The 20,561-nt window shown below is 47.6% G+C and carries 11 protein-coding genes; all 11 read left to right on the top strand.

Annotation, left to right across the window (positions count from 1 at the left end; genetic code table 11):
• Positions 1 to 10: 10 nt before the first annotated feature.
• The 11 genes from AC0YN6_RS04720 to AC0YN6_RS04670 all read left to right on the top strand — a co-directional run bounded on the left by AC0YN6_RS04720 (position 11) and on the right by AC0YN6_RS04670 (position 20,490).
• Positions 11 to 895 (top strand): carbohydrate ABC transporter permease, encoded by an 885-nt coding sequence (locus AC0YN6_RS04720; RefSeq protein WP_475745460.1) that lies wholly within the window; start codon positions 11 to 13, stop codon positions 893 to 895.
• A 203-nt stretch (positions 896 to 1,098) separates the two neighbouring features.
• Positions 1,099 to 3,882, top strand: coding sequence for an endo-beta-N-acetylglucosaminidase (locus AC0YN6_RS04715; RefSeq protein ID WP_475745459.1), 2,784 nt, complete (start codon positions 1,099 to 1,101; stop codon positions 3,880 to 3,882).
• A gap of 134 nt (positions 3,883 to 4,016) precedes the next feature.
• Entirely contained in the window at positions 4,017 to 5,753 is a 1,737-nt protein-coding gene (locus AC0YN6_RS04710; RefSeq protein WP_475745458.1) for a sensor histidine kinase, read from the top strand.
• Complete coding sequence (locus AC0YN6_RS04705; RefSeq protein ID WP_475745457.1) at positions 5,753 to 7,408, top strand: response regulator; 1,656 nt, start codon at positions 5,753 to 5,755, stop codon at positions 7,406 to 7,408. The genes AC0YN6_RS04710 and AC0YN6_RS04705 overlap by 1 nt, the downstream gene beginning before the upstream one ends.
• Positions 7,409 to 7,507: 99 nt before the next feature.
• Positions 7,508 to 9,190, top strand: a complete 1,683-nt coding sequence (locus AC0YN6_RS04700; RefSeq protein WP_475745456.1) for an extracellular solute-binding protein — start codon at positions 7,508 to 7,510, stop codon at positions 9,188 to 9,190.
• A gap of 126 nt (positions 9,191 to 9,316) precedes the next feature.
• Positions 9,317 to 10,174: an ABC transporter permease gene (locus AC0YN6_RS04695; RefSeq protein WP_475745534.1), complete on the top strand. Its 858-nt coding sequence runs from the start codon at positions 9,317 to 9,319 to the stop codon at positions 10,172 to 10,174.
• A gap of 18 nt (positions 10,175 to 10,192) precedes the next feature.
• Positions 10,193 to 11,077: a carbohydrate ABC transporter permease gene (locus AC0YN6_RS04690; protein WP_475745455.1), complete on the top strand. Its 885-nt coding sequence runs from the start codon at positions 10,193 to 10,195 to the stop codon at positions 11,075 to 11,077.
• 26 nt (positions 11,078 to 11,103) lie between these two features.
• Entirely contained in the window at positions 11,104 to 13,557 is a 2,454-nt protein-coding gene (locus AC0YN6_RS04685; protein ID WP_475745454.1) for a glycoside hydrolase family 38 N-terminal domain-containing protein, read from the top strand.
• Positions 13,551 to 15,863, top strand: coding sequence for a glycoside hydrolase family 3 N-terminal domain-containing protein (locus AC0YN6_RS04680; protein ID WP_475745453.1), 2,313 nt, complete (start codon positions 13,551 to 13,553; stop codon positions 15,861 to 15,863). Before AC0YN6_RS04685 ends, AC0YN6_RS04680 begins: the two co-directional genes overlap by 7 nt.
• A 26-nt stretch (positions 15,864 to 15,889) precedes the next feature.
• Positions 15,890 to 17,209, top strand: coding sequence for a glycoside hydrolase family 125 protein (locus tag AC0YN6_RS04675; RefSeq protein ID WP_475745452.1), 1,320 nt, complete (start codon positions 15,890 to 15,892; stop codon positions 17,207 to 17,209).
• A gap of 170 nt (positions 17,210 to 17,379) precedes the next feature.
• The gene (locus tag AC0YN6_RS04670) at positions 17,380 to 20,490 is read left to right on the top strand and encodes a beta-galactosidase (protein ID WP_475745451.1); all 3,111 of its coding nucleotides are present in this window, start codon (positions 17,380 to 17,382) and stop codon (positions 20,488 to 20,490) included.
• The last annotated feature ends 71 nt before the right edge of the window (positions 20,491 to 20,561 follow it).

Here is a 20,561-nt window from a genome sequence, read left to right as displayed (position 1 = left end):
AGGAATTCCTATGTTTCTACGACCGTCAATGAATTACCGGGTGTTCAGTTGGTTCAATCACTTTTTTCTGATTGGTTTGGCACTGTTGTGCCTTGCACCGATGGTGCATGTTCTAGCGATTTCATTTAGCACGAGCAGTGCGGCGACAGCAGGTTTGGTCAAGCTTTGGCCGGTTGAATTTACGTTAAGCTCATACAAGTTTATTTTGGAGAGCAAGCAGTTTTTATCTTCGTTCGTCATATCCATTCAGCGGCTTGTTCTAGGCGTATCCATCAGTATGCTGTTGTCAATAACTCTAGCTTATCCTCTTTCCAAAGAGACTAAAGATTTCCGTTTTCGGACGATTTATGCTTGGATTTTCGTATTTACGATTTTATTTAACGGTGGTTTGATTCCTTGGTACATGACGATTCGAATGACCGGATTGATTGATACGATTTGGGCGTTAGTGTTGCCAGGCGCCGTGCAGGTGTTTAATGCGATCCTATTGTTGAATTTCTTTCGCGGCTTACCGAAGGAGCTGGAGGAATCCTCGTTCATTGACGGTGCGTCGCACTGGACCACTCTGTGGCGAATTTATTTGCCAATCTCCTTGCCCGCGCTGGCGACGATTACATTATTTTCGTTTGTCAGTCAATGGAATGCTTGGTTTGATGGCTTGATGCTGATGAATTCTCCTGCTAACTATCCATTATCCACCTATTTGCAGACGATTATCATTCAACCGGACATGTCCAAAATCAGTGTGCTTCAGGCGAAAAATCTGAGCGAAATCTCTGATCGAACGACTAAAGCTGCGCAAATTATCGTTGGATCTCTTCCCATCCTCATCGTGTATCCGTTCTTACAAAGATATTTCGTCAAAGGACTTGTAATCGGAAGCGTAAAGGAGTAGGGATTAGAAAAAATGGAAGTAAATATCAAATGGTTGTCCGAAATGTGCAAAATTTAGACTTTATCTTTCAAAGACTTAAAGCGATTACATTTGTAAAATGAAATCATCATACTAGTGTATGTGAGATCTGTTCGTCCGTCGTATCAGACCCATTTGTCTTTAGGAATCACAAGAAGCTAATTAACAAATAGGAGGAAAGATCAATGAAGAAGAGAAAAAAAGCACTTATAACAACAGCAGTGATATCGCTTTTGACGTTCCCCAATTATGCACTTGCAGGAGACTCCATGCCGCCCACAGGTAATGCGGTCTTTGGTAAGAATCAACCGATGACCCATGGATATCGCGCTGTCGATATTGAGCAATGGTCCCCAGCGACAGATCCGAATGCGGAGCGATTAAGAGCTTTTGTACCCATGCAACAGAGAAATCAGGCGTTTGCTGCGACCCAAGCGAATCCTAAGCTGAGCCCAGAGACAGAGTTATTTAACCTAGTTGGGGATTATGACATCTATTTCCTTGGCGCAACGCCTTATAATAACGAGTATTCAAACTATTTATTTAACTTCTGGCAATATACAGACTATTATGGCGGTTGGCATGGTACAGCAACGGAGGATGTACCTTCAAGCTTATACGATCCTGCTGAATCTTGGGAAAAACGAGCATTTGAGTTCGGCATCGTAGACCTGCCTAACCCAGCTTATACTAATGCTGCACACAAGAATGGCGTGAAATCAGTAGGTTGTATCTTTATCCCGCGCACAGGGCAGCCGTATGATCTGTTGCTCAAGCAAAGGGAAGACGGAACTTTCCCGGTAGCGGAGAAGCTAATTGAGATGAAGGAATACTTTGGCTTCGATGGCTATTTCATTAACCAAGAAACGTCTATTAGTCCGAAGTATATTGAGAGGTATAAGGCATTTACGAAAACTTTGGTCGATGCCGGGGTATACACGCAGTGGTATGACACGATAGATGATGTGAATGGGAGGCTCACCTATCAGCCTTCACTTATTCCATCCCACAGCTCTTTCGTTCGAGATGATGCGATGGGAGGATTGATTAACAACTCCATCTTTATGAACTATAACTGGAACTCTCGCGATGGTTGGAATAACGGAGATAGCACGAATCAAACCTATATTAAGAAAACCGTCGAAGAAGCGAAGAGAAGAGGAATAGATCCGTTAAAAACAGTCTTCTCAGGTGTCGAGGCAGGTATGGGGAGATACGGAGGAACTCACAACTCCACTCGCAATATGGATGTCATTCTAGATACGGAGACAGGGAACCCGCTAACAGCGATTGCGACATTAGGAGGCAATTTTGTTCAAACTGGCCTGGATGAGGACTTGGGTGATCCGAGCAAGAACCTTCGAGGAGATGACGATCATCAGTGGATGATCGCAGAACGTGAGCGCATGTGGTATACCGGCGTTAAGATTGATCCGACGAATACGGAGGAGCAGAAGGGATATGCAAGGCCAGATGTTGGCGTGAAGGACGCTTCAGAATGGACAGGCATTTCAAAATACATCGCGGAGCGCTCGGTCATCGATGAAAGCACCTTTGTGACGAACTTTAATACAGGACATGGCATGAAGTACTATATGGACGGTAAAGTGTCGAAGGACGAAGAGTGGTCGAACATTAACTTACAGGATATTCTTCCGACATGGCAATGGTGGATGGAAACCGAAGGAACCAAGCTGCAAGCGGACTTTGATTATGGGGATGCCGTGGAGAACGGAGATAAATTTACTTATCAGCCAATTGGCGGTTACAAAGGCGGAAGTTCGCTTGTCGTGAATGGATCCTTGGATGCAAAAAATTTCTTGCGTCTTTATAAGACGAATCTGAACGTTAAGAACACGACGACAGCTTCGCTAACGTATAACAAAACATCGGAGAAAGATGGTTCTGAGATCCAGTTAGGGCTTATTTTCAAAGATGCGCCGGATCAAGTTGAATATATTTCCGTACCGAATAGCGGTAAGAAGACAAAAGGCTTTGTCACAGCTAAATTGAATCTAAAAGAGTATGCGAATCGTGAAATCGCTGCTCTAGGTGTTGCATTTGATCCGAATGGAAAAACTATCGATGGCTATCAAGTCAACATTGGGGAACTTAAACTTACAGATGGGAAAAACTACACGCCTAGCACGCCTAAGGGCTTTGCTGTCAAAGATCGATATCATACCAATGAAGTCGATGTCGTTTGGAATCGTAATGACTATAGTGAGGTGAAGCAATACAATCTCTATGCACAGCTGGATAATGGCAAAGAGGAATTTTTGGGCGGTGTTTATAGCGACAACTTCTATGTGAAAAACTTAGATGAAAATGCCGTGGCTCTTAAACTGACTGCTGTTGGTGCCGATCAAAGTGAGAGCAAACCAGCTATTATCAAACTGAAAAGCAAAAATAATATTTCAGAAGTGTCCGTCAATGAAGCTGCCGAAGGATTCGATATTAGCTGGGGCAAGGAGAACAGCGGCAGCAAAGTTCGATTCGACCTCAGCTTTACTGATGGCAGAAAAGATACTTACACGGAGACTGTAGATATTAAACTTGCTTCAGCGAAATTTGAAGTACCGGTGAAAGATGATGATCGTTATCTGTTGAGAATATCCACATTGGATAAGAAAGAGAATGTCATAGATACCGTCAGTTATGCTGGGAAAATGAAAGATATGTATTCCGAATCGTTTGATGGCAGCTACTATATCAATAGCAATAAGCTTGGGATCGATGTACCTTCATCGAAAGACTGGTGGCATATGTACATTACCGTTAATGGTGTAGCAGTTAAACCAACGAAAAAGTATAACGGTGTAACAACCGATTATTTCATTCGGGGTTATCATGATTTGAATGGATTGGCTATTCCGGCAGTGGGATCTGTCATCGGTATTGTACTGGAAGACTACATGGGGAACATGTCCGAAGTCAAGAATATTACTGTAACAAAAGTTACCGAATAAATTGGTAAAGCTCACCCATACATTTCTGGAAAACCTGACCCTTGCGGTCGGGTTTTTCCAATGTTGGAATGCTTCTTAGGTTTCAACAAATACATCATGGATATCGACGTAAGCGCTCGGCAGGAGGAAACGAAATGTGGTTTCAAAAGATTAGGTTTACGGTGTTTCCGAAGCTGCTTTTGGGCTTCTTGATCGCAATTATGCCTGTATACATGCTGGGCATTTATTTGAATAAGCAGGTGGCAAGCAGTTTGCAGGATCAGATTCTGCAATCGATGCAAACCAACGTGAAATTTTATTTGTCTACATTGACGAACGAAATCGTTAATATCGAAAATTTCAAACGTTCCTTACTGGTGGACGAGGATCTTATGGCTTTAAGTACGATAGCCCCGGCCTTAACGGAAAACGAGCTGCGCGAAACGATTTTGCGGCTGGAGAGAAAGATGGCTCTTCTGCAGGACTCCAGCTCTTACATAGAGAGTGCGACTCTTCACATCCCGCTAATCAACAAGCGAATCCAAACAGGAAGCTACCTCGAGGGTGTCTCCATCAAAGAATTGGAAGCGATTCGCTACAAAATGCAGCGGCAATTATCTCCGTTATTATGGCATGACGATAAACTGCTGATGGGATCTTATTATCCGGAAAGCTCGTTCACAGACAGGGCTCCCGTCTTCTTGCTCGAGATCGAGTTCAATCAGCGGATGATTATAGAGGATTTGGACAGCATGTCCGATCAAGGAGGAGCTTACCTTTATTTCAAGCGAGAGAACCGCGTCATTACCAACCACGAAGTGTCGGCGATGTCCGATGAAATCGAAACATTATTATCACGGCAGACAGGCGGCGAAGTCCAAAGCATCATATTCGAGAGTCAAGGGAAGAGATACTTGGTTTCGCTCCAGCAATCGTCAGGATACGATTTTTCGCTCGGTATATATACGCCAGAAGACGTCATTATGCGCGACTTCGACAAATATAATACTTTGTTTTGGATCTTGTTCGCGTTGTCGATCGTCGTAATGGCGCTGTTCTCATATTGGATATTCAAAGCGATTCGAAATCCCGTCCGCAACCTGTTGAAAGCCTTCCGCAAAGTGGAGCAAGGCCAGCTAGCTGTCCGGATCACACAGAACAGCAACGACGAATTCTCGGATCTGTCAGATCAGTTCAATAAAATGGTCTCTCAGCTGCAATCGCTGATCCAGGAAGTATACGAGCAACAAATCAGAAGTCAGCAGTCCGAGCTTAGACAGCTTCAGTCCCAGATCAATCCGCATTTCCTGTACAACAGCTTTTTTATTTTGCATCAGCTTATTGAATTCGAGGATTTGGACAATGCAAGAAAGTTCGTCCATTACCTTGGTAACTACTTTCAGTTTATTACGAGAGACGCCAAGTCAGAGCTGCCGCTAGGACAGGAGATGAAGCATGCGGATGCGTACTTGAATATCCAGTCGATGAGGTTTGGAAGCAGGATCAATGTTTATTCGGAACCGATTCCTACTCAATTGGAGATGATTCCGGTGCCGCGTCTCATCGTGCAGCCTATCATTGAAAATGCGTACCAGCATGGACTAGAGTCCAGAATATCCGAAGGTATTATTCGAATAACGAATGAATTGCGAGACAACTTCCTCTGTATTTACTTCGAGGATAATGGCGCCGCACTATCGGATGAGGAGCTGATACGTCTAAAGCTTATGCTTCAGGATGCCTCGGGACTTGAAACGACGGGAATCGTGAATGTTCACAGGCGACTACAGATCAAGTTCGGTCCGTCCGCCGGTCTTAACGTATTCCGAAGCGAGTTAGGCGGCTTGGGAGTCGCGATGAAAATACCCGTTAAGACAAAGGAGGAGCAATAATGTACCGATTATTAATCGTGGATGACGAACCGTTTATTTTGCAAGGGCTAATGGAGTTATGCAGCCGGTTGACGGAACCTGAATTGGAAGTCTATACGGCAGCGACGTCGCAGGATGCATTGATGTGGCTTGGAAGAATGAAAATAGACATCGTGTTGTCTGATATTCAGATGCCGGGTATGAACGGTCTGGAGCTTCAGAGCGAGATCGTGAAGCAATGGCCCAGGTGCAAAGTGATTTTCTTGACGGGTCACAGCGACTTTGCCTTTATTCAGCAAGCGACTCGACAAGGCAGCGTGGACTACATTCTAAAGACAGAAGGCAACGCAAAAATTGCAGAGTGTATAATCGCGGCAGCCAAACAGCTTGATCAGGAGCAATTAGTGGACATGCAGCTTATCGAAGCGAGCCAGCAAAGGAAGGTAGCGCTGCCTTATATTCAGAAGCAATATTTGAACGAACTGATACAAGGGGACGACAAGTCGCTTCTTTCGCTTCCTGACAAATTCGAAGATCTGCAGATTCCGCTGGATGACGACTGTCCTTGCTTGCTAATGATTGTGCGTATTGATGATTGGGGACAACGGGAAAGCTTGATGGATAGATCGCTGTTCCAATTTGCACTGGACAATATGACGAACGAATTATTATCCCCGCTCACGAAGGTAATCTCTATGAGCTATGACAAGAACAAGATGGTTTGGTTTATCCAACCTTCTGAAGCACTATGCGATTCAGAGGTTCTCAGAAGAACCTTCTTGTTCGTTCGTGAAATGTTGGAACAAATCCAGCTGATGTCACTTAATCTGCTGAAGCTGCCTCTATCTCTGGCGCTCGCGAACAGCTTCTCGGAATGGTGCGATATTCCGCACAAGTTCGAACGGCTTAATCTGCTCTTCCATAGCGGTCTTGGATTCGGAAATGAGCTGATCTTGCTGGAGCCTGAATCCCTGCCTGCAAGCAAAGACATTAACGTCGAGATGCGCCTGACATCAGTTCACTTTAACAAAATCGCCTATTTGAAGTCCTGCATGGAGAACGGACAGGAGGAAGCATCGGTCGAAACGCTGGAGGAGCTGCTGGCTTTCGCGTCACTGTCAGGAGCATTCCCAAGCGCCGTACAGATTGAACTATACTACTTGCTTGTTGCAGTGTTCCTTCCTCATGGCTTGCTGCATTCGAGTAATGATGCTCACACCGATCATGATTTGGGACGGTTTACACAGTTCGAAAGGTACCATTCCTGGCATCAAATTTGTGAAGAATTCACTTCATACGCCAAGAGTATTTTTGAATGGCAGCATGCTGGAATGGTTGTTCAGGAGCATGAGCTCATTCAGAAGATCCAGCATTATGTGGCGAGTCATTTGTCAGGGGATTTGTCGCTGCTCAGAATTGGTGAGGTGGTGGGGCACAATCCTTCCTATCTCTCGAGGTTGTACAAAAAATTGACAGGCAAAGGTTTGTCCGCTTATATCAACGAAATTAGGTTGGAGAAAGCGAAGCGTATGTTAGAACAAGATGGATGCAAAGTGCACGAGATTGCCTCTGAGCTCGGTTTTTTGTCTTCCCAATATTTCCATCGTTTTTTCAAAAAAGCGACGCATCTGACGCCGCAGGAATACCGCGAACTGAAGAGGGATTCAAACGTGTAAATAAAAGATACAAAAGTCACAAATGGAAACTAGTTAGCGTACATGCTTTACTTTTATAATGAAGCCGTAGCAAAGAAAACTAACTAGAAAAGGGTGTTCATGATGAAGGGAAAAGGTCATTTTAGTATCATTCTCGCCAACATCTTGGTGTGCTCTGTCGTGCTGGCAGGCTGCGGCAGCAGTAACGACGGCAACGAACAGAGTGGGAATGCAAATGCAAATTCTGGAAATAAGGCTGGAGATACCGTTATTGAGCCGTTAGGCAAATACGATCCTCCAATTGATGTAACGGCGGCGAAATTCATTACTCAAGACGTGGTGTATCCGGAAGGTCAATCGGAATCAAAAAACGCTTGGGAAGATCTCTATAAAGAAATGGGTATCAATCTGAAATACGATTGGATTGTGAAAGGCACTGATGCACAATATTTCCAGAAGCTGAACCTCTCCATCGCTTCAGGCGAAATACCAGATATCATGATGGTTAACTCCGCTCAATTGAAGCAATTGGTCGAATCGGATATGTTAGAGGATTTGACATCGGTTTATGAGAAATATGCAACTCCAGATGTGAAAAGAATCTTCGAGCAGGACAAGCAGGCTTTGCAATCCGTTACTTTCGACGGCAAGCAGTATGCGATTCCAAAGACGGAGCCGATGATCGGCGCGCAAACACCGTTGCTCTGGCTTCGTACAGACTGGTTGACGAAGCTGGGTCTTTCCGAGCCGAAGACGTGGGAAGAAGTATTGCAAATTTCTAATGCCTTCACGACCAAAGATCCTGACGGCAACGGCAAGGCAGATACATTCGGCTTCGCGCTAAGTAAAGAAATCATTAACGGATATCCTTCCCTTAACGGATTCCTTAATGCTTACGGCGCACATCCTCGGATCTGGAAAAAAGATGCATCTGGAAACTTGGTGTACGGAAGCATCCAACCGGAAGTCAAAACCGCTCTAGTTAAGCTAGCGGAAATGTACAAGAACGGCGAACTTGATAAGGAATTTGGTGTAAAGGACGGCTCGAAAGTTGCGGAATCTATAGTCAGCGATCGTATAGGGATGATGTTTGGACCAAGCTGGGCTTCGCAATGGCCGCTTCAAGATAACAAGAAGAAAAACGAAGCAGCAGAGTGGAGACCTTTCCCGATTCCTTCCATTGATGGCGGTAATGCAACCGTTCAAATGCCGTTTGGCGCATCGTTCTTTTTTGTAGTCAAGAAGGATATGAAGCATCCGGAAGTAGCTGTCAAGATGGCAAACCTCTTTATGGAGAAGCTGTACGGAGAAACTGCGGATTATTTAAAATACGGAGTAGACAGCAGCGGTATAACGGTTGCTAAATTCTCGATGGTGGATTTGTTCTCACCGGATAAGGATATTAACCGTTCGGTGAATGTAGCGGAAGCGATCAAGAGCGGGGATCCGTCCAAGCTGAACCCGGAAGAGAAATCGACTTACGATAAAATCAAGGCATTCGAAGGCGGAGACTTGAATTTCTATGGTGAAATGTACCAGAACGGTCCTGAAGGAGCGATGATGGTATTGAAGAAGCTGTCGGATGAAGGAAAAGTGATCACCGAAGGATACGGTGGTGCCCCTACGGATACGATGGGCGAGAAAAAAGCTACATTGGAAAAGATGGAGACTGAAATCTTCACGAAAATCATTTACGGCGCAGCCTCGATCGATCAATTTGATAAGTTCGTTGAGGATTGGAAAGCTCTCGGCGGCGATCAAATTACGCAAGAAGTTAATGAATGGAACGCTTCACAGAAATAATTCGGTATGAGGGGTAAGATGCTTGCTGCTTGCCCCTTTCCTTTATACAGACAAATAGAGATTCAAAATAAGGAAGTGGACATCTTGCACACAAAAAAGGGACTCAGGCAGCTTCCATTGCACTTGATGTTAATACCAGGGATCGTGATCGTACTGATCTATTGCTACTTTCCTATGGTCGGGGTATTGATGGCGTTCCAAAAGTATATTCCGTCAAAAGGTTTGTTCGATTCCAAATGGGTGGAGTTCAAAAATTTCGAATATTTATTTCAAATGCCCGATTTCGGGCAGGTTCTATGGAATACCGTATTTATCGCGGTTCTCAAGATGGTGTTCGGGCTACTTGTGCCCATTACGGTCGCGATTTTGTTAAATGAAGTTGGCAAAATGTATGTGAAGAGATGGGTTCAAACGTTGATTTACCTGCCTCACTTTTTATCATGGGTTATTCTGGGCGGCGTACTCATCGATATTTTGTCACCGTCCAACGGATTGCTGAATCAGTTTTTAGGCATCTTCTCAATTAAACCTATTTTTTTTCTAGGCGATAACGAATGGTTTCCGATAACCCTCATCGTTTCGGATATTTGGAAGGAGTTCGGATTCAGCACGATTGTTTACTTAGCGGCGCTGACGACGATTAATCCTAGTTTGTATGAAGCAGCGATGATCGACGGCGCGGGCAGATGGAAGCAAACATGGAGTATTACCCTTCCGGGTATGATGCCGGTTATCATTTTGATGGCGACATTAAGCTTAGGAAATGTATTAAATGCAGGGTTTGACCAAGTATTTAATTTATATAGTCCACTTGTTTACGAGAGTGGAGATATTCTGGATACGCTAATATATCGAATTGGGTTAATGGATATGCAGTACGGGGTAGCGACTGCACTAGGTTTGTTCAAATCAGTTATTTCTTTTGCGCTTGTATCTATCTCGTATTGGCTGGCATACAAAATTGCTGATTACCGCATCTTTTAAGGAAAGGAGAGAATTGATTTGGTAGAAGGAAAATCATTTGGACGCAGTTTATTTCTAATCCTCAATTACGTTTTTCTTATTGGGATCGCCTTAACTTGTTTAATTCCGCTTATTCATATTTTTGCCGTATCCCTAAGCTCAAATGTAGCGGCAAGCGCTGGGATCGTAAAGCTATGGCCTAAGGAAATGACTTTCAAAGCCTATGAATTTGTGTTGTCCAAGAGTGAGTTTCTTACTTCGTTATGGATTACAGTGAAGCGGGTTGTTCTGGGTACAAGCGTTAGTATGATTTTGACCATTCTCATTGCTTATCCGCTGTCCAAAAGCGGCAGGGAGCTGAAGTTCAGAACGGCTTACGCATGGTTCTTCGTCTTTACGATTTTGTTCAGCGGAGGATTGATTCCTTGGTATATGACGATTCGCGCTACCGGGCTGCTCGATTCCATATGGGCATTAGTTATTCCCGGTGCCGTTCCTGTATTTAATGTCATATTATTATTGAATTTTTTTAGAGGCTTGCCCAAAGAGCTGGAAGAGGCGGCATTTGTCGATGGCGCAACACACTGGACTACGCTATGGCGCATATTTGTGCCGTTGTCGATGCCTTCAATCGCCACGATCATGCTGTTCACGATCGTTATGCATTGGAATTCCTGGTTTGACGGACTTATCGTCATGAATTCGCAGCATAACTATCCGCTGTCGAGTTACCTGCAAACCATCATCGTTCAATCGAGCTTGACCAACATGTCCGCGGAGCAGCTGGCGAACTTAGCCACTGTGTCGGACAGAACTGTAAAAGCCGCGCAAATTTTCGTAGGCGCGCTGCCGATTCTAGCTTTTTATCCCTTCCTTCAGAAGTATTTCGTTAAGGGTATGGTTTTAGGCGGGGTAAAAGAATAATATAACAATTGAAGGAGAGATTGCTAATGGAGACTGGAACTAAATCTTGGACAATTTATGCAATTCATCACTCGCATACTGATGTGGGGTATACGGAGCGACAAGAGAAGATAAAGCAATATCATGTCGATTTTATTCGGCAGGCGCTCCATATCTTTCGTGAAATTCAGGCTGGACGCCGTCCGGAGTGGAATGGATTTAAATGGGTCTGCGAAACTTTTTGGCCGATTGAGGCGTTCCTCGATAAGGCTACTGAGCAGGAGAAGTCAGAGTTTGTTGAAGCGGTAAAGCGCGGAGATATCGGACTTTCAGGCACCTATCTCAATATGAGCGAGTTGATCGGCAAAGATCTGCTTGAAGCGATGATCGGCCGTGTCCGCGATTACGGTGAGTCGATCGGAGTGCCGGTGAAGTCTGCCATGACAGCCGATATTACAGGCTTTAGCTGGGGGTATGGTGAGGTGCTGTTGAATGCGGGCATTCAAAACATGATCACCTGCATTCATACTCATCATTCAATGTTTCCGCTTTGGCATAAGCAGCAGCCTTTCTGGTGGGAGATGCCAAATGGCGAAAGACTTCTGACATGGAACGGGGAGCATTACGTCTTCGGCAACGATTTGGGACTAATGCCAGGTATCGGAGGCTCTTACACGATTAAGGATGAATTTGATACGTCTAAGGGCATTACGTTTGAAATCGCGGAAGCGCGTATTCCGAGGTATTTGGAACGGTTGCATGCGGATGGATATCCGTTCCAATTCGCACCTGTCATGATGTCCGGGCTGCCGACAGACAACAGCTCTCCCAATGCACAGCTTATGGATTTCGTGAACCAATGGAACGACAAACATAGTGAAAAAATCAAAATTGTACCGTGTACGTTGGATCAATTTTTCGACGTGGTACGAAGTCATGCAGAGCAGCATCCCGACGATATTCCTGTATTCCGGGGCGATTGGCCAGACTGGTGGACAGATGGTGTAGGTTCAACGCCGAAGCATGTGCAAGTATTCCGAGAGGCGCAGCGTGTCTATCGGAAAGTGAAGCAGCTTGATCCAAACGGAGAGATCGTGACTTCTGAGGCGATGAAAGCGATGGAATATGAGCTGACGTTGTTCGCTGAGCATACTTGGGGCTACCATTCCTCTGTGACAGAGCCGTGGAATCCGTTCGTACAGGAACTGGGTGTCCGTAAAGAGGCGTTCGCTGCCAATGCGAGCACGCTCGCACATCGTGCATTGTATGACATCTTGGAGCATAAAGGGGATGCGCTTCTTGCCCCAGACCGGCCGATGCGCTTCAAGCTGCACAATTCTAATCCGTTCGTGCAAGAAGACGTTGCGCATCTGATTATGGAAGGTTGGCACTATGACCCGATTAAGGACGGATTCGAAGCCCGCGACGAAGGAAGCGGTGAGGTGTACCCTGCTCAGCTAAGAGTAGCGCCGAGGGGCGTCATTGTCAGCATACCAGTGACATTACAGGCTGGAGAAGAGAAAACGTTGATGATTCATCCCGTCAAGAATGGTCAAACAAAGACTGCTTACAGCGATGACTACGTAGGGTCGGACAGAATGATGGATATCGACGTATCGCATGTGAAGAAGGATTTCCATTTCACCTCTACTTATTTGGAAACGCCGTTTGTCCGGATAGAATGGAAGAAAGGCGAAGGGATTACATCCTGGTTTGACAAGAGTACTGGGACGGAAATGCTGCGCTCAGACCGCAATCACCATGCCTTCTCGCCGGTATATGACATGACGCGTGCTTCCAGTGTAAAGGATATGTACGAAGTTAGACGGAAGATGGGCCGCAACCGAAAAGGAGCGGATGCCGTCGTATCGACCGGGGTAATGACGAGTGCGGAAGTGATCGCGCAGGGGGATGTGTACGGAACTGTTCAATTGACATTCGAAGTGGCGGGATGTACGCATTATTCTTTGCTTGTTACGGCATATACGAACGCAGCACGTGTGGATGTGGCCGTTCGAATGCACAAGGACAGCGTATGGGATCCGGAAAATCTTTATATTTCCTTGCCGTTCGGGGGGCCGATCATGGACGGCGAGCAGCAGCTGTGGATCGATAAGATGGACGCACTAGCCCGTCCGCGTAAGGATCAACTTCCGGGCAGTCTGGCCGATTATTATTGTATTGGGGAAGGCGTCGCTTACGTGGGAAGCCAAGGCGGGGTGTCGATCGCCATGCCGGATACGCCGCTTATCCAACTGGGCAAGCTTGAACACGGCTTCCGCTTACTGAACGGAGACGAGAAGCTGGAGCAGGATCCAGGCCATCTCTATTCCTGGGCTATGAACAATTATTGGGAAACTAACTTTACGGCAACGCTTGGCGGCTTCTATGAATTCCGATATTTTGTCGCATGGGGACAAGCTCTTGATAACCCGGAGACAGCGATGACCGCTTGCCGCAGCATGAATGCCGGCATCTTGGCATGGAGATCGAAATGGTAGAAGTAAAAAAGTATTTGGATGCTTCAATATCGACGGAAGAGCGAGTTCATGATCTGCTGGGACGCATGACGCTAGAGGAAAAAATCGGTCAACTGATCCAACCCTTTGGCTGGCAGGCTTACGAACGGATGGAAGACAGCATAGAGCTGACGGAAACTTTCCGTTCCTATATCGAAAACGGGGGGATCGGCTCACTCTACGGCGTTTTGCGAGCCGATCCTTGGACCGGGGTGACGTTGGAGTCGGGATTGTCTCCCCGCGAAGGGGCAGAAGTCATTAACCTGATTCAGAAATACGCGATTGAGCATACGAGGCTTGGCATTCCGATACTGTTCGGCGAAGAATGCTCCCATGGGCATATGGCCATCGGCGCAACAGTATTCCCTGTGCCGATCGCGATGGGCAGCAGCTGGAATACGCCGCTGTACCTTGAAGTATGCCGCGCGATTGCGGCTGAGACGAGGGTGCAAGGGGGCGCGGTCACCTATTCCCCCGTCCTCGACGTGGTCCGCGATGCTAGATGGGGACGGACGGAAGAGACTTTCGGCGAAGATCCGTATCTCATCGGAGAGATGGCAGCAGCTGCTGTCGAAGGATTGCAAGGGGAGTCTATCGCTTCCGATGATACCGTTATCGCTACGCTGAAGCATTTCGCTGGTTATGGCAGCTCCGAAGGCGGACGTAACGCCGCACCCGCTCGAATTGGTGCGAGGGAGCTTCTCGAGAAGGATTTGTTGCCATTCGAGCGAGCGGTGAAAGCCGGCGCGCTGTCGATCATGACGGCATACAACGAAATCGACGGTGTGCCATGTACATCGAATCATGAGCTGCTTACGCGCACTTTGAGAGAGCAATGGGGATTTGACGGGTTTGTCATTACGGATTGCGGAGCGATCAATATGCTTTGCAGCGGCCATCAAGTAGTGGAGAGTGAGGAGGATGCGGCATGCGCGGCGTTGCTTGCGGGCGTCGATATGGAAATGTCGGGAGACAGCTTCGGCAAGCATTTGCTGCATGCCGTGCAGAATCAAAAGGTCTCTATAAACGATATTGATCTTGCCGTGCGCCGCATTCTTCACCAGAAATTTGAGTTAGGCTTGTTCGAGCGGCCATACGCCAACCCAGATCGCGCTTCAGAGATTATCGGCCAAGAAAGCCATATCAAGTTAGCGGGACAGATGGCGCAAGAGAGCATAATATTGCTCAAGAATCACAATCAAGTGCTGCCGTTGTCAACAGATCTGAGCAAACTCGCAGTCATCGGACCTAACGCGAACAACATTTATAACCAATTAGGTGATTATACATCGCCGCAGGAGCGCTCCGGAATCGTGACGGTATTAGACGGCATTCAGCATAAATGTGTCGGACAAACCGAGGTCATGTATGCGCCGGGCTGCCGTATTAAAGATCCTTCGAAGGAAGGGTTCGAGCCTGCGATCCGAATCGCGCAGGACGCAGATGCAATCATCGCCGTTGTAGGCGGTTCCAGCGCAAGGGACTTCGGTGAAGGAACGATTGATTTGAAGACCGGTGCCGCGATAATAACGGATCAGTCGGGCTTAAGCGACATGGATTGCGGAGAAGGATTTGACAGAGCGGAATTGAACTTGTCAGGCGTTCAATTGGAGTTGCTGAAAGAGCTTCACAAGACAGGCAAACCGCTTATCGTCGTCTATATCAACGGACGGCCAATCGTGGAACCGTGGATCGACGAACACGCCGATGCGATACTAGAGGCTTGGTATCCCGGACAGGAAGGTGGCAATGCAATCGCTGATGTTCTCTTCGGCGATTACAACCCGTCCGGCAGGCTTACGATATCTATCCCTAAGCATTCGGGACAGCTTCCGATTTATTACAATACGAAGCGGACCAGAGGCAAGCGGTACGTAGAGACGGACTTATTGCCAAGATATCCATTCGGCTATGGCCTGAGCTACACTTCTTTCCGGTATGACAACATCGCGCTAAGCGTACCTAATATGCGGCCGGATGAGAGCTGCATCGTGAGCATAAACGTCACGAATACAGGCGGTATGGCGGGACAGGAAGTCGTACAGCTTTACGTGACGGACGTTGTCAGCTCCGTAACGAGGCCAGCTTTGGAGTTAAAAGGTTTTCAAAAAATTCAATTGGAGCCTGGTGAAACGAAGACCGTTCGGTTTACAGTTAACGAGGAACAATTGCAGTACGTCGGAAAGGACTTCCGCCGCATCGTCGAACCGGGACAGTTCCGAATCCAAATAGGTGGAAATGCGGAGTCGCTCCTTGTGGCCGACCTGTACGTACTGCCCTCCGAATAATTATTGTGAGAGGATGTAACAGCACTATGAAATCGCATCGTTTGCCGCAAATTGATATGCCCAAGCTAAAGCTGCCGCCTTCCATCGTAAAGGCAATGGAGGAAGCTGAGAAGCAGCTTGCTCATCGGCCGAAGCTTAGCCGATTGTTTCGCAACTGCTTCCCAAATACGCTGGAGACGACAACTAAGCTTATGGAGGACGGGACTACCTTCGTCCTAACAGGAGACATCCCCGCTATGTGGCTGCGGGATTCCGCGGAGCAAGTGATACATTACGTGCCTTTCGCCAAGGAAGACGCTGAGCTGCAGCGCATTTTGGAGGGAGTCATTAAACGCCATATGTTTTATATTAGCATTGATCCGTATGCCAATGCTTTTAACGAAACGGCTAATGACTGGCATTGGAACTCCGATGACGAAACGGAAAGCTCGCCGTGGGTGTGGGAGCGCAAATTCGAGCTCGATTCCATGTGCTTCTCTTTCCGTCTAGCTTATCATTATTGGAAGGAGACGGGCCGGACGAGCATATTCAATGATCAATTCAAATCTTCTTTGCTGGCGATGCTGGATCTCTGGCAGATCGAGCAGCAGCATGGCGAGCTTTCGACATACCGGTTCCAGCGTCATAATGGAATTATGATTGATACGCTGCGTAGGCAGGGACGCGGTATGCCGGTCAACGAGACCGGAATGATCTGGTCTGGCTTCCGTCCAAGCGACGATGCTTGCGATTTCCATTTTAACATTCCGTCCAATATGTTCGCTGCCGTAACACTCCGCGACATGGGGGAAATCGTCCGTCACGTTTACCGGGATGAGAAGCTTGCTGCCCGCATGGCCGTAATGGAAGAAGAAATCCGGCATGCCATTGATTTGTACGGTATCGTGGAACATCCGAAGTACGGACGCATGTATGCCTTCGAGACGGACGGCTTCGGCAATCACGTCCTGATGGATGACGCCGGAACGCCAAGCCTGATATCTGCGCCTTATATCGGCTTCACGGATGCAAGCGATCCTATTTATTTGAACACACGCGCTTTCATATTAAGCGAAGACAATCCTTATTACTACAAGGGCGAAAGTCTTAGCGGTATCGGCAGCCCTCATACGCCGCCGGATTTCGTGTGGCATCTTGCTTATTCCATGCAAGGCTTGACCGCCGTAGACCCAGATGAAATCAGAGAAATGATTGATATCATGGAGGCGACGGACGCCGACACGGGCTTTATGCATGAAGGCTTCCATATGGACGACCCCGCCAACTTCACGCGGGATTGGTTCGCCTGGTCAAACAGTCAGTTCTCTCATTTGGTGTGGAAGGCTTTGCAACAAGGAATTTTATAGAAACATAGTTAGTTAGTTAGTTAGTTAGTTAGTTAGTTAGAAATACCGACCTGCGGAATGTACCGAAGCGGGCCGGTATTTCTTATGCGTCGTCGATTAAACGATTGGTTGGCCAGTATGTTATAGATTCCATAATAAAAAATAATAATTTTATCGTTCTGGAGGTAATTATGAGAACATTGCTTTTTTATGATATAACGTTTCCTTACGAAGGGGCCCGTCCTTCAGAGGAAGCTATCCAGCAAGCAACGGCGTGGGCGGAGATCGCAAATGCCAATACGTTGTCAGATCGATTGGCGGAAGGGAGCTGGGATGCGCTAGTATATTTGCACGGTGCTTACTTCCCAAAACCCGCATGGAACTCCATAAAAACATTCCTTGCGAATGGAGGAGGTCTAATTTATGCGGGAGGCGTTCCTTTCCGTAAACCCGTTGTAAAGGATGACAGCGGTTGGAGAGCGGAGCGGGAGCAAGTCGCTTATCACCAGCTGATGAACATACACGACGCCCTTCCTGTAGATGTAAGCAAGGTTGAGCGATTGACAGCTGCTTCCGAGTTTCCGTTGCTGCAAGGCAGAGAAAACCTTTTTGCGATCGAATCAACTTGGGGGCTTACACTACATCCTACGAAATCCAGTGATGTACCGAGCGAGATGGGCTCTTGCGGTCCGATGGACGCTCATATTTATCCGCTGTTGATAGGTGTTGATAGAGATGAGAGAGAGAGAGCCGCTCCGGTAGTTTTGATCGAAAATACGAATGGAGATTTCGCCGGCGGACGGTGGGTGCTTATTAATCAGTCGTTACAGTCGACTTTCTGGAATAATGGCGGTCTTAACTTGCTTAAGGAGCTTGCGGAATATGTGGGACGCGGGGTAACGGAGCAGTGGCTGAAGCCGAATTACGCGGTATTCGAGCTGGGAGAGCAGCCGAGGTTAACGCTGCAACTGCAGTCGCTGACACGGACATCCATTCCGGAACAGAATTGGACTTTTACACTGTCGGTCGGCAAAGATGGGCAAGAGCCCGTCTGGAGCGGTAAGGTAGAAGCCAAGACAGGAACGGATAAGCGTGATTTGCAGTTGATCCATATTGCGGTTCCGATTGCCGTGGAGAAAGGATTGTATCGCATCAGCTGCGAAGCACGTTCGGACGCAGGAGATGCCCGGCTAATGAGACAAGCTTTCTGGGGAATGGACCGGGAGCTGCTGCAATGCGGAGAGACGCTGGAATGCGGCCGCGATTATTTCATTCGCGGCGGTCAGCCGATCCCGATCGTCGGCATGACCTATATGACTTCTGACGTATCACGGAAATTTCTACATTTGCCGAACGTAGACCGTTGGGAGCGGGATATGGCGGAGATGAAGCGTGCAGGAATCAACCTCATCCGTACCGGCATTTGGACGGGATATCGGACAATCATGTTCACTGACGGACATGTCGTAGAAGATGTGAATCGGGCGATCGATGCTTTCGTTCTGACTGCGAAGCGGCATGAGCTCGAAGTGACCTTTACGTTTTTTTCCTTCGCTCCGGAAGCTTGGGATGGCGTCAATCCGTATTTGGATCCGAGAGCCGTGGAAGCGCAGAAGCGTTTTATCGCCTCTATTGTATCCCGGCACGTCGGTACGACAAACGTCCATTGGGATTTGATCAACGAGCCGTCCTTATTTGATCCTGAGCGAGTTTTTGAGGGGCCGCGAACTTTGGCGGACCGTTTCGAGCTCAAAGCGTTCGCTAATTGGCTGCGGGAGCGTCATGGAAACAACATCACGAAGCTTCAGGAGTGTTGGAATATGACGACAGGCGAGCTTCCGTCCTTTGAAGCAGCAACGCCTCCGAATTCGAACGATACACACTTCGACAGCGTCCTGCAGCCGAACAAGTGGGGGCGATGGATTGATTACTCGTTGTTCACTATGGACATGCATAATCAGTGGGCTTCAGAGCTTACGGAAGCGATACGCCGATCGAATCCGAGGCAGCTTGTGACAGTCGGACAAGATGAGGGGTTGGGAGCTCAGCGGCCGTCGCCTTTCTTCTACGCTCCGGTGGTAGACTATACGACAGTGCACAGCTGGTGGCTTAATGATCAACTGGTATGGGACGGCATCTTTGCCAAGACGCTGGATAAGCCTAATCTGATTCAGGAAACAGGAATTATGCATATCCAGCGTCCTGACGGTATAGCGAAGCGAACCGAAGAAGAGCTGCGCAACATATTGGAGAGAAAATACGCCTACGCGTTTTCGACCGGCGGCGCCGGAGCCGTGCAATGGATCTGGAATATCAATTATTACATGGATAACGCGAATGAATCGAATATTGGTGCGCTTCGCGCGGACGGCACTCAAAAACCCGAGGCGGACATATCGTATGATTTCGGTCGGTTTATGGGCGAGATCGGCAGTCTCTTCGAAGAACGCGAGCTCGAGGATGTCGCTGTCGTGTATCCTTATTCCAACGATTTTTCCAGTCGGAAGCATGCTTTCCAGGCCACAACTCAGGCGATTCGAGTACTTGCCTACGGAATGAACATCCATCCACGAGGCGTCGGGGAGTACCAACTCGAGCAATTAGAGCGCCAGCCTGCTAAACTCATTATCGTGCCAAGCGCTCATAACTTCAGTGACGAAGCGTTCGCACAGATCATTGAACTGGCGAAGCGAGGCAGCACAGTATTATGGACAGGACCAATTCGTAGAGATGCTTACTGGGGGCCTGCCGCTGAGCGGCTTCAGGCTGAGATCACCGAAACAGTCCATGGCAATGTGCTGCGTGAAGAAGTGCTGTCACTGAGCGGCAAGCATTATGCTGTTTCGTTCGGAGATCGCAAGATCGGCACGCTTGCTATCGATCGGCCGATTTCCAGCCTGAACGGTGCTCAAAGTCCGATCACGGTTGAGCTCGGAGCGGGCCGCATAATATATTGTCCGCTTCCGCTGGAGCTGAATGACCGGTGGGAACCGCTGCAAGCGTTGTACGCTGAAGCGTTAAAAGTGTCAGGAGCGGAGCATGAGCTGGAATGGCGGAGCGGCGGAGACCTTCCGGGTGTCTATGGCCGCAAGCTTTCCTTCGCGAAGGGAAGTCTCTACATTTTCGTATCTGAGTATAGCATCGACGTCGATGTGGAGGTTCGCGATCCGAGGACGGGTACCGGGTACGCATTCAACTTGGAGAGGGAAAGGACAGTTATGTTCGCCGCTGATCATAAGGGGCATTTGATCTCAGTGTATCGTCCGGACCATGTCAGCGTTATGGAAGTCGTTCATTCATAGATCATTGTTGCCGGAGAGGCTGTCTTGTGTCATTGTGACAAGGACAGCCTCTTTATTGGCTATGCAGCGTT

This window comes from Paenibacillus sp. J22P15, assembly GCF_056269345.1.
The sequence above is the reverse complement of the archived record's forward strand: the minus strand, read 5'-3'. Positions and strand labels throughout refer to the sequence as shown.

Coding starts and splice junctions, on each gene's coding strand:
- AC0YN6_RS04710 (WP_475745458.1), top strand. CDS start 4,017: ATGTGGTTTCAAAAGATTAGGTTTACGGTGTTTCCGAAGCTGCTTTTG.
- AC0YN6_RS04715 (WP_475745459.1), top strand. CDS start 1,099: ATGAAGAAGAGAAAAAAAGCACTTATAACAACAGCAGTGATATCGCTT.
- AC0YN6_RS04700 (WP_475745456.1), top strand. CDS start 7,508: ATGATGAAGGGAAAAGGTCATTTTAGTATCATTCTCGCCAACATCTTG.
- AC0YN6_RS04720 (WP_475745460.1), top strand. CDS start 11: ATGTTTCTACGACCGTCAATGAATTACCGGGTGTTCAGTTGGTTCAAT.
- AC0YN6_RS04670 (WP_475745451.1), top strand. CDS start 17,380: ATGAGAACATTGCTTTTTTATGATATAACGTTTCCTTACGAAGGGGCC.
- AC0YN6_RS04675 (WP_475745452.1), top strand. CDS start 15,890: ATGAAATCGCATCGTTTGCCGCAAATTGATATGCCCAAGCTAAAGCTG.
- AC0YN6_RS04695 (WP_475745534.1), top strand. CDS start 9,317: ATGTTAATACCAGGGATCGTGATCGTACTGATCTATTGCTACTTTCCT.
- AC0YN6_RS04685 (WP_475745454.1), top strand. CDS start 11,104: ATGGAGACTGGAACTAAATCTTGGACAATTTATGCAATTCATCACTCG.
- AC0YN6_RS04705 (WP_475745457.1), top strand. CDS start 5,753: ATGTACCGATTATTAATCGTGGATGACGAACCGTTTATTTTGCAAGGG.
- AC0YN6_RS04680 (WP_475745453.1), top strand. CDS start 13,551: ATGGTAGAAGTAAAAAAGTATTTGGATGCTTCAATATCGACGGAAGAG.